This window comes from Terriglobus sp. 2YAB30_2, from assembly GCF_052114765.1.
GTDB lineage: Bacteria > Acidobacteriota > Terriglobia > Terriglobales > Acidobacteriaceae > Terriglobus.
This window is the reverse complement of record NZ_JBFRFJ010000005.1, coordinates 96,106-110,129: the sequence shown is the minus strand read 5'-3', so window position 1 is coordinate 110,129 and position 14,024 is coordinate 96,106. Positions and strand designations below refer to the sequence as shown.

14 protein-coding genes are annotated in these 14,024 nt (G+C 56.0%); 8 read left to right on the top strand and 6 right to left on the bottom strand.

Annotation, left to right across the window (positions count from 1 at the left end; translation table 11 throughout):
- Positions 1 to 5 precede the first annotated feature (5 nt).
- Positions 6 to 503, bottom strand: coding sequence for a hypothetical protein (locus tag AB4Y89_RS09770; protein WP_442300736.1), 498 nt, complete (start codon positions 501 to 503; stop codon positions 6 to 8).
- 92 nt (positions 504 to 595) lie between these two features.
- On the opposite strand from AB4Y89_RS09770, the gene AB4Y89_RS09765 reads away from it, so the two are divergent.
- The gene (locus tag AB4Y89_RS09765) at positions 596 to 1,732 is read left to right on the top strand and encodes a glycosyltransferase (RefSeq protein WP_442300735.1); all 1,137 of its coding nucleotides are present in this window, start codon (positions 596 to 598) and stop codon (positions 1,730 to 1,732) included.
- An 18-nt stretch (positions 1,733 to 1,750) separates the two neighbouring features.
- Here the strand turns inward: AB4Y89_RS09765 and AB4Y89_RS09760 are convergent, their stop codons facing one another.
- The 3 genes from AB4Y89_RS09760 to AB4Y89_RS09750 are packed head-to-tail and all read right to left on the bottom strand — an operon-like array spanning position 1,751 to position 3,706.
- Positions 1,751 to 2,710 carry a helix-turn-helix domain-containing protein gene (locus tag AB4Y89_RS09760; protein WP_442300734.1) on the bottom strand — a complete coding sequence of 320 codons (960 nt, stop codon included), beginning with the start codon at positions 2,708 to 2,710 and terminating at the stop codon, positions 1,751 to 1,753.
- A gap of 58 nt (positions 2,711 to 2,768) precedes the next feature.
- Complete coding sequence (locus AB4Y89_RS09755; protein ID WP_442300733.1) at positions 2,769 to 3,035, bottom strand: hypothetical protein; 267 nt, start codon at positions 3,033 to 3,035, stop codon at positions 2,769 to 2,771.
- A complete protein-coding gene (locus AB4Y89_RS09750) occupies positions 3,035 to 3,706 on the bottom strand; it encodes a class I SAM-dependent methyltransferase (RefSeq protein ID WP_442300732.1) in 672 nt (223 codons plus the stop codon). The genes AB4Y89_RS09755 and AB4Y89_RS09750 overlap by 1 nt, the downstream gene beginning before the upstream one ends.
- Before the next feature lie 171 nt (positions 3,707 to 3,877).
- Here AB4Y89_RS09750 and AB4Y89_RS09745 point away from each other — a divergent pair, with 171 nt between their 5' ends.
- The gene (locus AB4Y89_RS09745) at positions 3,878 to 4,555 is read left to right on the top strand and encodes a TetR/AcrR family transcriptional regulator (RefSeq protein WP_442300731.1); all 678 of its coding nucleotides are present in this window, start codon (positions 3,878 to 3,880) and stop codon (positions 4,553 to 4,555) included.
- 168 nt (positions 4,556 to 4,723) lie between these two features.
- Here AB4Y89_RS09745 and AB4Y89_RS09740 read toward each other — a convergent pair whose 3' ends face one another.
- Together AB4Y89_RS09740 and AB4Y89_RS09735 are read right to left on the bottom strand one after the other, a co-directional pair.
- Positions 4,724 to 6,220, bottom strand: coding sequence for a hypothetical protein (locus AB4Y89_RS09740; RefSeq protein ID WP_442300730.1), 1,497 nt, complete (start codon positions 6,218 to 6,220; stop codon positions 4,724 to 4,726).
- Positions 6,217 to 7,617, bottom strand: coding sequence for a sigma-54 dependent transcriptional regulator (locus tag AB4Y89_RS09735; RefSeq protein WP_442300729.1), 1,401 nt, complete (start codon positions 7,615 to 7,617; stop codon positions 6,217 to 6,219). Before AB4Y89_RS09735 ends, AB4Y89_RS09740 begins: the two co-directional genes overlap by 4 nt.
- Positions 7,618 to 8,099: 482 nt before the next feature.
- On the opposite strand from AB4Y89_RS09735, the gene AB4Y89_RS09730 reads away from it, so the two are divergent.
- The 6 genes from AB4Y89_RS09730 to AB4Y89_RS09705 all read left to right on the top strand — a co-directional run bounded on the left by AB4Y89_RS09730 (position 8,100) and on the right by AB4Y89_RS09705 (position 14,014).
- Positions 8,100 to 8,615, top strand: coding sequence for an A24 family peptidase (locus tag AB4Y89_RS09730; protein ID WP_442300728.1), 516 nt, complete (start codon positions 8,100 to 8,102; stop codon positions 8,613 to 8,615).
- Between the two features lie 87 nt (positions 8,616 to 8,702).
- Complete coding sequence (locus tag AB4Y89_RS09725) at positions 8,703 to 9,905, top strand: AAA family ATPase (RefSeq protein ID WP_442300727.1); 1,203 nt, start codon at positions 8,703 to 8,705, stop codon at positions 9,903 to 9,905.
- A 33-nt stretch (positions 9,906 to 9,938) separates the two neighbouring features.
- Entirely contained in the window at positions 9,939 to 11,219 is a 1,281-nt protein-coding gene (locus AB4Y89_RS09720; protein WP_442300726.1) for a CpaF family protein, read from the top strand.
- A 10-nt stretch (positions 11,220 to 11,229) separates the two neighbouring features.
- Positions 11,230 to 12,198: a type II secretion system F family protein gene (locus tag AB4Y89_RS09715; protein WP_442300725.1), complete on the top strand. Its 969-nt coding sequence runs from the start codon at positions 11,230 to 11,232 to the stop codon at positions 12,196 to 12,198.
- Positions 12,199 to 12,207: 9 nt separating this feature from the next.
- Complete coding sequence (locus AB4Y89_RS09710; protein ID WP_442300724.1) at positions 12,208 to 13,122, top strand: type II secretion system F family protein; 915 nt, start codon at positions 12,208 to 12,210, stop codon at positions 13,120 to 13,122.
- 469 nt (positions 13,123 to 13,591) lie between these two features.
- Complete coding sequence (locus AB4Y89_RS09705; protein WP_442300723.1) at positions 13,592 to 14,014, top strand: DUF192 domain-containing protein; 423 nt, start codon at positions 13,592 to 13,594, stop codon at positions 14,012 to 14,014.
- The last annotated feature ends 10 nt before the right edge of the window (positions 14,015 to 14,024 follow it).

The following is a 14,024-nucleotide window of genomic DNA, read 5'->3' as shown; positions in this document are numbered from 1 at the left end:
AAGCTCTAATGCCTGGGCAGTTGCACGATCAGTTCCCGGACGTGTTTCCTGAGAGATTCCCGTGCTGCCTCAAAATCAACACTTGCCGGTGGAACATCGTTCCACTGTTCAATCCGGGCTTTCGAACTCACCCGCAGATTGGCTGGTAACGATGTTCCGATCAGGATGATACGGACTGGGGAAGCAATGTCGGATGCACTTACCTTTGCGGGCTGAAAGGTGCTCACATCAATCCCGTCGTGCCCCAGGCCCTGCACAATGGCGGCGGGCACCGTCGTCGAATCAGGAGCACTTCCACGCGCCACTGCGCGGTATGGGAGATTGAACTCGCGGATATTTTGATTGAAGTAAGAGGCCGCCATAAGGCTCTTCACATTCCCGTGTTCGCAGACGAACAGAATCTGACGCTCGGCAGTTTGTTGGGCAAAACATGAGGTGGTGACACAACCGAAGGCAAGTACAAAAGCAGCAATCACAGCCGTCCGCATCCAGGTACGACGCATATGCAACCTCCCTGTTTGATCGTTGCCGATGAGTGTACAACGTTCTACACACAGCCACACCGCGGCAGCTCGCGAGACAATAAATCGAACCGATGATCATTTTTCTTGCTGCTGTCTGCTGCGCCGCCTGGTTGTACTTGCTTGCACTCCATGGCCGTTTCTGGAACTCCGGTCCTGTCTTGCGAGAGGGCAAGATGCTCTCCGCTGATGCGAAGGTCGCGGTGGTTGTGCCGGCTCGCGACGAGGCTGAAAACATCGGTCACAGCCTTAGCTCGCTTCTCGCGCAGGAGTATCCAGGAGAGTTCTCCGTCATCCTCGTCGATGACAACAGTACTGACGGCACGGCGGAGATCGCCGCTTCCCTGTTGAACCAGGAACGGCTGACGATCATCTCCGGCCAGCCTCTTCCGGCCGGATGGAGCGGCAAGCTATGGGCTGTTCACCAGGGGCTGATGCAGCCAGAGGCTCAAAACGCAGACTATATCCTGCTGACCGATGCGGACATCGAGCATGCGTCCGCGCATGTAGCGACACTGGTGCGCGAAGCCGAAGCAAGCGGTCGAGACCTCGTCTCGGAGATGGTGCACCTTCATTGCAGCGCGCCGGCGGAACGGGCTCTGATTCCCGCCTTTATCTTCTTCTTTCAGATGCTGTACCCCTTTGCATGGGTGGCAGACCCACGGCGCACCGTTGCCGGTGCAGCCGGCGGCACAATGCTGGTTCGCCGCACAGCTCTTGAGCGCGTCGACGGCGTACGCCGCATTCGGCACCATCTGATCGACGACTGCGCTCTGGCTCGCCAGATCAAGTCTTCAGGCGGGAAGATCTGGCTGGGACACGCCGAACTCGCCCGGTCATTGCGTGTCTACGCGGACTGGCGCGAGATATGGAACATGATTGCGCGCACTGCCTATGTGCAGCTTGGCCATTCTCCGCTTACGCTGCTTGGCTGCATTGCGGGCATGGGATTACTGTACGTGGCTCCGGTGCTGCTGACTCTGCTCGGGCACGGTCTGACCAGAGTGTTTGCTTCGGCCACGTGGCTCATGATGGCCATCGCCTTTCAGCCGACGCTTCGACGCTACGGCAGATCGCCTCTGTGGGGAGGCGCGCTTCCGGGCGTCGCAATGTTCTATCTGGGCGCCACTGTTGCCTCTGCGTTTCGTCACCATATGGGTCGTGGCGGCGGATGGAAGAACCGCACCTACCCGGAGGCGCCTTCGCACTAGCGAGGCTTCCACATCCTTTCATGGGGTTTTGACAGCGACTCGCCGGTCCCAGGGCGCAACGCTCTCCTCATACTCCATGGGATCGCCAAAACCCTCGGTCTGCACACCGAGTTGGCGTAGAGCATCCAGAGCCATCAAGCGGCGATGCGCGTTGAAGGTCATGATATGGGCAAAGACTCCGCCGAACGTAAAGGTCTCTGCCGGCTCGCACAGAGCATCGACGAACGTATCGTCCCATGCCGAGCGATTGCGGACGTCACACAAAATACGATGCAGTTCCACATCGGTCTTTTCGAGGCGTTGCAACATCGCCTGCGGAGTGCGCTGTGACAGGGGAGGACCCTGCATATCCATCTCGGCTCCGGAGAGAGCCGCGGTCCAGGCCTCCTTGGTGAAGATGATGTTCTCCAGCAGTTGTCTCAGCGTCTTGTTCGACTCCCGCCACGGCAGCAGCTCTACGACTGTGGGCAGCGGCCGGTCCAGTTGTTCCTCTGTTAAGGTGCTCGCATACTCCAGCAAACGCCGCGTATGCCAGGAATCATTACCTGCAAAGCGATCGAATAGATCCATATCTCCTCCTCTTTTTTCCGGGGATCCCGGTGCAAGAAAGTGAATTTTGTTGGATGACGGCAGGTGGAAGTGCGGATCGCGCATGCGGCGGTAAAGACTGGGAGAGGTCCGAAAAGCCCTTCGGAAAGCTCGAGAGAATGCCTCCAGCCAACCGAAGTTGGCATCCAGGGCGACATCCGTAACCGACATCCAGGTATGCGCCAACTGATAAGCTGCTCTTTCCAACCGGAGCCTTCGCCGCATGGCTCCCGGGGTCTCCTCCGCTACTGCCCGGAAGAGCCTGTGGAACTGCGTGCGGCTTTGGTAGGCCAAACGCGCCAGATCCTCAGTCTTCGCCTGTGTGTCCAGGGAGTTCACCACGATGGCGGAAAGGCGATCTGCCGTGCCCTGATCATCCTCGTTATGCATGGCGCCAGGCTCCTCACCTCGCACGAATCATAAAGAAAAGACGGGACCGCCCGCCTGATCATTTGTACCGATCTTCCTGCAACCTCCCCTTACCGGGGTACCCAGTCTTTGAAGATCGCCTTCGGAGCATGGCATAGAGCGACCTGAGGATTCCCAGATGTTTCACGACGGCGAGAACGATCAGGCCTGAAACGAGTGTGGCCGACAGTGCAAGATGCCGCAGAAAATAGAAACCGAGTCCATGGGCCGCGAGAAGCAGGATGGCCGTTACGCCCCAGCCCCAGGGCCGCAAGGAGAGCCGATTCGGAGATTTTGCAGCCAACATCACTGTGCTCCTTGTTCAGCAGATGTGTCGCAACATGGCGAAACCGCAAGCAAATATTCAAGATCACCGATTCCAACCGTACCGCTCTCTGAAATCTGCAATCCAGCCCCGCGAAAGATTGCGGTCATCTCAGAAAGGTTGATATGGCCATGACGATGAAAGTGGGCGACGATGCCCTTCTCTCCGGGAGAGGTTCCAAAGTCGATGGCCAACAAACGGCCTCCCGGCTTCAATACCCTTCGGACCTGAGCAGCGCACTGACTGCGTAATACTCCGGGCAGGTGGTGCAGCATCAGGGTGCTTAGCACCACATCGAAGGTTCCATCGCAGAACGGAAGAGATTCCACCAAAGCAGTTTGGAATGCGACGTCCGCTCCGGCCTTACTCGCCTTTCTGGACGCCCGGCGGATCATCTCACTCGATGCGTCTATCCCGTCTACGCGCCCATTCGGGCCTACCTGCCGCTTTGCCGCGATCGCTAATGTCCCGGTTCCGCAACCAATATCCAGGACTGCCTCGCCGGCAGACAGGCGTGCCAGGCCTAACGCGCGCTCCCGAAAATTTCGCTCTCTCCCCAGCGTCAGCAGCCAGAGCAGGAGATCGTACTGCGCAGCCTTATGGAGGAGCAGACCCGAGGTCTTGGGTAACTGTTGTACTTCCGCCGTCTTCATTGAGCCTCTCTTTCGATGCTTATGTTTCGGAACATAAGTCTGAAAATGGACGTCTGTTCGAAATCGAGCCTAGACTGAACCTGGTTCACACGGAAGAACAGCAACGATCGCACTGTGCGTTAGCGGACAACAAAATATGTTTTGTGCGTTTTGTTTCGCAGAAAGGAAACCATGTCTCCGCAGAACCGCAAGACTCCAGCTCCGGATGTTAGGAAACTAGACCGGCGGATTACAAAGACCCAGAAATCTCTCCGCGATGCTCTTCATTCCCTGATTCACGAGCAGGACTATGACTCCATCGTCATCAAGGAGATACTCGACCGCGCCAATGTAGGCCGATCCGCCTTCTACATGCATTTCCGTGATAAAGACGAGCTTCTGGTCCATACCTTTCACGACATACTGGGGACTGTCCGTTCATCACGCCCGGTATCGGGCGATAGTCAGCATGAAAGACTTCTCTGGTTCAGTCTTCCGATCTTCGAGCATCTCGATCGGCTTCGGCATATCGGCGAACTCAAGCTCGGACCAAAGGGGCGGGCTGTTCTGCACGGACACCTTCAGAACGCCTTAGCCGTGTTGATCACCGAAGATGTTGAAAAGCACTTTCATGCGAGCCGAAAGACGGACCAGATACCGTTGGATCTTCTGGTTCGGTATATCGATTCAACCTTCATCCTGGTTCTTAACTGGTGGGTCGAAAATAAGTGTCCGCTCCCTCCGAAGGCAGTCGACGGATTGTTTCGTTCCCTGGTGATGCCGACTCTCAGAGAGCTCTCTGGCCCGCAACCCAAACGCTCCCTCGGATCAACCGGCATTGCGAATGGCTCTGCGCCACGCCGCACGTGACGTGGAAGTCCTCGCCTGGCCAGGATTTCCTTGTCCCTCTGTTAACTTTGTGCAATAGGCTGCACGATCAGCGATGCCCGAGGGCAGCATCCGCGGTATGCGGTTACACTCTGGATTCCTCTGGCTTATGGAGAGCAACGGCTTACGCTAAACAGCGACGCCTCTACCTTACTGTCCCTGTTCATCGCGAACCAGCACGACGGAGATGTCGTCGGAATAGGCGATCTTCCACCGCATGAGGGAAAGTACCGGTACCATCGGCGAGCGCCGCGCCATGAGACAGAAATTGATTCGATACTTTGCCAGAAGCTTGTTCGGATCGGCCTGCAGCGCGGACCATTCGGCAAATTCGGCAAGAACACCCGTAGCCTCGAAGACATCGGACCGGCCGTCCACGAAGACAGGGTTCTCTGGTGACGCCCAGATGAGGTAACCGCCATAAACGTACTCATTCAGCATCGGGCCTGCGAGATGATGGCTCCTGATGAACTCTACGGCCTTTACCGGGCTCTTGGCCTCTACCTGAGCTTCCAGGTTCCGTTGCGATGGAAACGTCCGGAAGACGATAACCAGGGCAACCGCTACCAGGATTGCGTTGGCCCCCGGGAGGTCCTGTGACGCGTTGTAGTTGTCCCACGCGGTCGCCAATAAACGCGACAGGATGGGAGCGGTCAGGATACCGAAGACAAAGAGCATGCGATGATGGCTTGCGGCCAGCCATGCTCCCAGGGCTAATAAAAGCAGTTCCTGACACCACAGCTCTGTCCGGCGGATAGCCGGGAGCAACAGGATAAGAGCAATGATCCCCAGGAATGCGAAGTCGCGGCCCTCGGAAAATTGCAGCGCCTGCCACTCCTCGACCTGGCTGAGACCAATGTGCTGATGAAGCAGCGTGTCAACGGGATACAGGATCTGGTTCAGACCAATTGGATTCAGGAAGAGCGCCGCGATCGAAAGAGCTACCGCGAATGCGAGTGCTCTCCGCCTGCTCGCCTCCCAACGCCGACAGGTCAGCAAGCCTGCCTGGAAATCAACAAACGAGCTGGCTAGTACCAGGATTGCGACCAGAAGACCTAGAAAGAAAGACCCATGGGCGTTCACCCAAATAGCAAAGAGCACGGGCAGGGCAAAAAACCAGCGCGGATTGCGGGTTTGCCCGGCATGGAGGAGGAATAGCTCAAAAACCAGGAATAAGTAGCCAACCATCTGCGGCCGAATTGCGACGCCTGTCGTGGAGAACAGCCAGATTATCAGCGGCCCAAGAAAGGCTATTTTGGCATTCTTCGAGTAAAGCCAGCACAAACAGTAGCCGGAGACAAGTAAAGCGGAGGTGAAGAAACACAGCCAGACCATCAGGCCTGAGTAGCCTCCCCAGCGGTACGCCCCGTAAATTAAAAGCTCCGAGAGCCATTCGTGGGGGATATAAGCATGATGGGCTGTCGTGTAGGAGAAGAGGTCCGTATGTGGAATGCTATGGGTCTCCCATATAACATTCCCCATCTTTAGATGCCACCACATATCGGGGTCGTCGAACCGGCCACTTACAGTCAGTACAGCCAGAACAACCAGAAGGCCTGCCAGCATGACAGGGAAGGAGAACGCCCGCCGCAAATAGGAGACCTTTGCGGTCTCAATCTGCGTAACGACGGCCGTCCCTTCGCTCATGCCATGCCTGCTTCAGGTGACTCCCTTTCAGTCGAGATCTCCGAATCAATAAGCGCACCTGGCTCTCCAATTCGGAGCAGCCGATGGAGATAGGCCCTGGAGATATTCAGGCTACGAGCCGCCAGCGTCTTATTGCCGTTGCTTTCACGAAGGGCGGTAGTCGCTAGCTTAACTTTGTAGTCTCGAAGCTGTCGCTCGAAGGATCCCCCCGGATGATAGTCGTCGTCCATATGGACAAGAGTTTCCTCAAGGATGTTGGAAGCCAGATCTTCCAGGTGGATACTCTCCCCATTGGCGACGATGAGCGCCTGCTGGATCACATTTTCCAGCTCACGAACGTTTCCAGGCCAGGAATAGGCCTGGAGCATAGACATCGCATCATCCTCGATCCTGGTAACCGGGCTGCGGAAACTCTTCGAGTACTTTCTTAGGAGATGCTCTGCGATCTGCGGAATATCATCCGAATGCTCTCGCAATGGCGGAGTGTCTATCCGAATAACATTCATGCGGTAATAGAGGTCCTGGCGAAACGCGCCCCGCGCCACCATGTCGCTAAGATTCTGATGGGTTGCAAAGATGAGCCGCGCCTTCAGGGGAATAGGTTCTGTACTGCCCTGACGGCTGAACTCGCGTTGCTGAAGAACGCGCAGGAGCTTTACCTGGGTAGCAGGACTAAGCTCCCCGATCTCATCCAGAAAGAGTGTCCCTTCGCCTGCCAGCTCCAGATAGCCGACCGATGATTCCGTCGTCCCCGTAAAGGAGTCGTTTTCGTAGCCGAAGAGCTCCGTATCGATAAGGTTCTCCGGGATGGCGCCACAGGAAACGGCAATGAATGGCTGGTCTGCCCTGGAACCCAGGTTATGGATGCCGCTTGCGATCAGCTCTTTCCCCGTGCCGCTTTCGCCGGTAATAAGGACGGACGCGTTAATATTGCATACCCTCCGTATCAGTTCATGCACACGCTGAATCTGCGGACTGGCGCCGAGAATAGGGCTCCGGCTCTCAGTCTCTTCACTCTGCTGTCTATCTAACAATTCCCGGCGCAGCGCAGAGCCCTCGTGGGCGCGAACCAGCATCGTCTTCAGTTCGCGAATCGATGGCGGTCTGCGGCAATAGCCATAGGCTCCCTGCCTGACAAGGTCGATGGCGGTGGAGCGCAGGCCATCGCTGGAGAGAATCAGAACCGGAATCTTCGACGCGACCACCTTCTGAAAGAAGGTTAGAGAGTCTGGCAGCGAGTCCAGATCCAGCAGGATCACCTCATAACGAGGCTTTCCCGGATACCTCGGGTTCTCGTCCTTGACGGAGACCTGGATGACATCGAATTCCTTACCGAGGGCCGATGAGAGAAGAGATGGCAGCGTCGGGTCATTTGAAAAGAGTCCAATTCGAATCATGTTTTCTAGTGCCCCATATCGTGCGAGCTATTCTCAATCCGGGCAATGTGCGCACGTTCGTTATGCGCATCACAGTGCTCAAATGTTGGCTTGTATTCTGAGCCACATTTTCGGGATTCGCGAGATAAATCGACTGCAACTTAAGTAAGTTACCAGTGCGCTGTTTCCCAGATCGGGATTCAAAATGCGGTTTTGCGCGAGAACGACCGCCAAGACAGACTGATTTAGTCCGCATTAGAGCGTTTACCTGTCGCTGGGTTTGCGGAAACGCCCCATAGGTGCGGAAGCCCTACGTTACACCCACAGGGAAAACGCTCCAGCCCCCTTCTCGTGCCCCTCCTGGTGTATCGTCCCGGACCCACCCTGAAGCGCAACTGTATACAGCCGTAAACACTTTGAGCGAAATCAGCCCCAAAATTTTGGATCAGCAATTGCAACTGGCACGAGTGATTTTATTGATCTCCCTTGGAGAGTTAGCTCATATGCATTCCGCCGCCTTGTGGCCAACATTGATCGTAGTCGCGGTGGCAACTGTCACTGACCTTCGCAGCCGGCGTATCCCGAACTGGCTGGTGCTTCCATTCCTTATCGCCGGGTTTGCTGTATCCGGCCTGCAGCATGGCCTCAACGGTCTTATGCAGAGCGCTGCCGGCCTGGTCGTAGGCGCCGCACTGTTCGGCCTTCTTTGCCTGATGGGCGGCATGGGGATGGGTGACGTCAAGCTCTGCGGTGCAATCGGCGCATGGGTCGGACCGTCGCAGATGCTGGTCGCTCTGGTAATGACCGGGATCGCGGGCGGAATCATCGCTGTCGGCATGGCCATCGCTGGAGGATTTGCGGCTGAAATATTCCAGGGGACAGGAGACCTTATCTTCGGCTTTAGAAAACGCGGACTTACTCCACACCCAGAGCTCGTACTCAATAATCCCCTGACACGGAAGATGCCTTACGCTCCGGCGATTGCCATCGGAACGCTCATTTCATTTTTTGCCAGGTAACGCGACTCCTTCTTATAGGTCATGAATATGCAGACTTCATCTCGACAGTCCGAAACGTTACTGGCAGCAAGAAATGGCCAGCGAGCAATGACCGATTCAGTTAAGGCTTCCAGTGCGCTTGGAGGAAATGTGACATCTGTTGCACTCATTTTCCCCCAACTGTTACAACGTCAGCTCGTCGCAGATGCACTGACTGGGCTTTGGGGATATACGACCCACGAGTTTTGTTTCTATCCCGACCTCGGTGATAAGTCATCCCCGTTAGGTGGCGACTACGACGTTGTCATTGTTGAACTGGACAGTGACCCGGAGTATGCACTGGAGCTCGTAGAGGCCATCTGTGCAAATAGCGCCTCCACGGTCATGGTCTACTCTTCCATGGTCCAGCCGGAGATGCTGGTTCGCTGCATGCGGGCCGGAGCCCGCGAGTTCCTGACACCGCCCATTGCCGCAAACGTGATCGCAGAAGCTTTGGTCCGTGCTACGGCACGAAGCACCGCTTCTCGATCGGTAAACAAGACCACCGGTAAAGCGATGGTCTTTATTGGAGCGAAGGGTGGATCGGGTGTCACCACCGTCGCCAGTAACTTTGCAGTGGCCCTGGCGCAGGAATGCGCGGCAAGCAACCAGAGCGTCTTACTGATCGATCTGACTCTCCCTCTCGGAGACGTTGCGCTTGAGCTCGGAATTACTCCTCAATATTCAACGGCGGATGCGCTGGAAGAAGCTCATCGTCTGGACGCCAATTTTCTTTCCAGGCTCGTGAGTAAACATAAGTCTGGCCTGTCCGTTCTGGCCGCTCCGGACAAATACGTCGAGATCGACCCATCGAGTAAGGCAGTCGAGCAATTGTTGTCGGTTGCGCGGCAGAACTTCGACTACGTTGTCGTCGATGCGGGCTCCCACCTAGGGGCTACCGGTCATGCACTCGTTGATGACGGAGCGAGTGTGTTTCTGGTTACGCAGGTTGGTATCCCCGACCTGCGTAATGCCAACCGTATCGTCTCGGAGCTTCTATCGAAGTCGGGAACCAAGGTCCAGGTGGTACTGAACCGGTATACCCCGCGCTCCCTGGTGATCGACGAAGAAAACATCACGAAGGCGCTCACGATGGCCGCCCGCTGGAAGATTCCGAATGACGAGGCATCCGCCCGGAGCGCGCAAAACACAGCAGTTCCGCTGGTGCTCAAGGACTCGCCGGCTTCCAGAGTCATCCGGGAGATGGTGCGAGAGACCCATGGCACAGCAGAGAAGACCGAAAAGAAAAAGCGGTTCAGTTTATTCGGATAACAGAGATAAGAACTTCAAAAGGATGAAGCCAGTATGGATCGAGTAAATTTTGACAATTTCAAAGCCGAGATACACCGGACGCTGATCTCCAAGCTTGACCTGGAGAAGCTGTCACGCGTCAACACCACCCAGGCAAAACAGGCTGTAGCGGGAATGGTGAATGAGATCATCTCGCGACAATCTGTACCGCTGAGTCTCGCAGAAGAGGCAAAGATCGAAGCGGAGCTGCTGGATGAAGTCTTTGGTCTTGGCCCGTTGGAGCCGCTGCTTGCAGACACGAGCATCTCCGACATCCTTGTCAATGACAAGAACCACGTCTTTATCGAGCGCGGCGGTATGTTGCAGCGTGTCGAGACGGCATTCCGCGATGACCGTCACCTGCTGCAGATTATCGACCGGATCGTCTCCAGAGTCGGACGCAGAGTTGATGAGTCTTCTCCGATGGTCGACGCTCGTCTGCCTGACGGCTCCCGTGTGAACGCCATCATTCCCCCGCTGGCGCTCGATGGTCCGGCCTTGTCTATCCGCCGCTTCGGCACCGGCCCATTGGCTGCCAATCAACTGCAGGAACTGAAGAGCATCTCGCCGGAGATGATGGAGCTTCTCACGGCCGCGGTGAGGGCGCGTATCAGCATCCTTATCTCAGGCGGAACAGGCGCCGGCAAGACGACCTTCCTGAACATCCTGTCGCAGTACGTTCCGAAGACCGAACGCATCGTGACGATTGAGGATGCCGCTGAACTGCGCCTTGGCCTTGAGAACATCGTGCGCATGGAGACACGGCCGCCGAACGTAGAGGGCAATGGCGCCGTACGTCAGCGCCAACTGTTGATCAACAGTCTGCGTATGCGTCCCGACCGCATCATCATTGGCGAGGTCCGCGGCGAAGAGGCCTTCGACATGCTCCAGGCGATGAATACCGGCCACGAGGGGTCAATGACCACAATTCACGCGAACACTCCGAGAGACGCTCTCACCAGGCTCGAGTCCATGGTCGCGATGACCAACCTCAACCTTCCGGAGAGGAGTGTACGCCAGCAGATGGTATCGGCGATCGCGATTGTCGTCCAGGTCTCTCGCATGAGCGACGGCAGCCGTAAGGTCGTGAGCATCTCCGAGATCACGGGCATGGAAGAGAACACGATCAGCATGCAGGACATCTTCACCTTCAGGAGAAAGGGTGTTGGCCCGGACGGCAAGGTGATTGGAGTCTTTGAGCCGAGCGGGATCCGTCCCAAGTTCGTTGAGCGGCTGCGCATCTCAGGCATCTTCCTGTCGCCGGCGTTGTTCGAGCAAAAGATGGAAGTCAACTAAGGAGGCGAATATGGGGCTGATTCTGGTATTGGTATTCTTCGGCGTATTCGTCACATGTGCTCTGCTGTTGTCAGCCGGCGGAGCCGGTGCATCGCAGCAGGCAGAGCGCGCACGAGCGAATCTGTATGCAGCCCTGGCCAGTGGACAGTCGGCGACTGACTCAGTTGTCGACATCCGCAAGAAGGAACTCTTCAGCGCTGTTCCCTGGATCAATCGCTGGCTGCTGCAACTTGAATTGGCCCCGCAGCTTCGAACGTTGCTCTATCAATCCGGATTGAAATGGACCGTAGGCGCTCTGCTTTTGATGTCAACCGCCTGTTTTGTCTTTCCGGCGTATCTGCTTTACTGGCGGACGGGCGTCGTCATCTTTTCCCTCTTGCTCGGCATTCTGTTTGCCCTGGCGCCTCTGGTCTTTGTTCTCTACAAGCGCTCTAGCCGCTTCGATCAGATAGAGCAGGAGCTACCGGAGGCATTGGACCTGATGGTCAATGGCCTCCGTGCGGGACACAGCCTGGTAACCACGTTGCGGCTTGTGGCATATGAATCTCCAGAACCAATCAGCAGCGAGTTCAAGATCTGCTTCGACGAACAGAACTACGGACTTGAGCTGAGAACAGCGATGGAGAATCTGGTGAAGCGCGTGCCGCTGCAGGATCTTCGCATTGTCGTCACGGCAATTCTGATCCAAAAGGAAAGTGGCGGCAATCTCGCCGAAGTTCTCGAAAAGGCAGCTCACGTCATCCGCGAGAGATTCCGCCTGAAGCGCCAGATCCGGGTGCATACCGCTCAGGGGCGCCTGACGGGATGGATTCTTTCTTTCCTCCCAGTCGTATTGGGTATTGCACTCTATCTGGTCAATCCAAAAACCATGAGCATCCTGTGGACAAATCCCATAGGCGTCAAGCTTCTGTATCTATCGGCAGCCATGACCATCAGTGGCGCTTTGATTATTCGCAAGATCGTCAACATGAAGGTTTGAAGGTGGGTTATGGGATTTGTTACGGTTACATTTTTCGTCATCTTTGTCTTGATTGTCAGCGGCGGGCTTCTGCTGTTCTATCGCGAAGCAATGCTCCAGCGAATCGGGGAGGTCGTAACACCCCATACGAAGGAGGAGCACGCTCTACGGCGCACCATTCAAATGACGGGTTCTTCGCTCGGTGGAATGGTGGGGCATCTCGAGCGTGTCCTCCCGAAAAGCCAGGCGGAGGTCTCTGTCATCCAGCAGCGCCTCATGCGGGCGGGCCTTCGCGAGGACTCAGCATTGAGCCTGTTCTATGGCGCAAAGGTGCTGGTTCCTCTCACACTGTGCGCTCTGGCGTTTGCCAGCGGACTGGCACACGGAAATGAGTTCTTTGTGTATGCAATCGCATTGGGACTGGGATTCCTGCTGCCGGACTTTTGGCTCGGACGCAAGGTCACAAACCGCCAGACGCAGATCAGGCAAGGACTTCCGGATGTGCTTGACCTGCTAACCATCTGCATCGAAGCAGGACTAAGCATGGATCAGGCGACAGCCCGCTCAAGCGAAGAGCTGCACCTCGCTCACCCCGCCATCTGCGACGAGTTGGGCATTGTTGTTCTGGAGCAGCGCGCCGGCCGCGCCCGCTCCGACGCCTGGAAACAGTTTGCAGAACGCACGGGGGTCGACAGCGTACGAAACCTCGTTTCGGTACTTGTACAGTCCGAGCAGTTGGGTACGAGTGTCGCCAAGACGCTGCGCGTGCATTCTGACACGCTGAGAACCCAGCGCCGCCAAAGAGTAGAGGAGCAGGCAGCCAAGACCACGGTGAAGCTCGTTTTTCCGTTGGTCTTCTTTATCTTCCCCTCACTGTTTCTCGTCACCCTGGGGCCTGCCGCAATCATCATGGCAGAGTCCTTCGCTAAATACTTCAACAACTGAAAGAACAAGGAGAACTCCCATGGACAACGTAACGCTGATTCGGATCGTATCTGGTGTGCTTTTCATCGCAGTGCTGATGTTTCTCATCTATCGTCGCCGCACCCGGGTCCACTAGAACTTTTTCCTGTAGGTGTCGTGTAGAGCTTGCGCATCTATGGACGTTTTCCGCAATGAAAACGCCGCTGCACTCCTCTACCGGGATACCCAGCACAGGAAAAATGCTCTAGAACCTGGCTTCATGCAAAAGGGCCGTCGCTTTCTTCTTGAGGTTCATGCACGCAAGGACGCTGCAGGACAACATCTCGTCGTCGTATCGAGTTGTCCGTTGCATGCATAACCCTGAGGGAAAAGGTGCTCGGCCACGCTGCTTGAGTTGGGGAACATGAACCTTTGATTCGCAAACGGAAAGATTGGAGACTCGTGTGCAAAGGCTATGTGTGGCACTTCGCCTGCGAGACATTGAAGCGAGATGGAAAAGACGTATTGCGTTTATAACCTAACGCGGGAGAGTTTCCTCAGCCTGAACGTGCAGGCGGCGGACACCATCTTGATGCGCCTGAAAGGGTTGATCGGGAGACTGAGGCTCCGGTCCGATGAGGGAATATGGGTAGTGCCTTCTCAAGGCGTTCATACCCTGGGTCTATTCTTCCCGCTCGATCTGATCTATCTGGATGAACAAAACCGGGTCATTCACCTGGTTGAATCCATCCCATCCTTTCGCATTGGACCCATAAAAACTCAGGCCGGAAGCGTCCTGGAACTGCCGACTCACACAATCTATTCCTCCAATACGCAGGTCGGGGATCAGATGTTGATCTGCGTTGCCGAGGAGATGAGAGAACACCTGGCACCGGTTAAAGAAGAAGCGCAACACAGCGCTCGTAGGGAGTGAATCAAGAAAA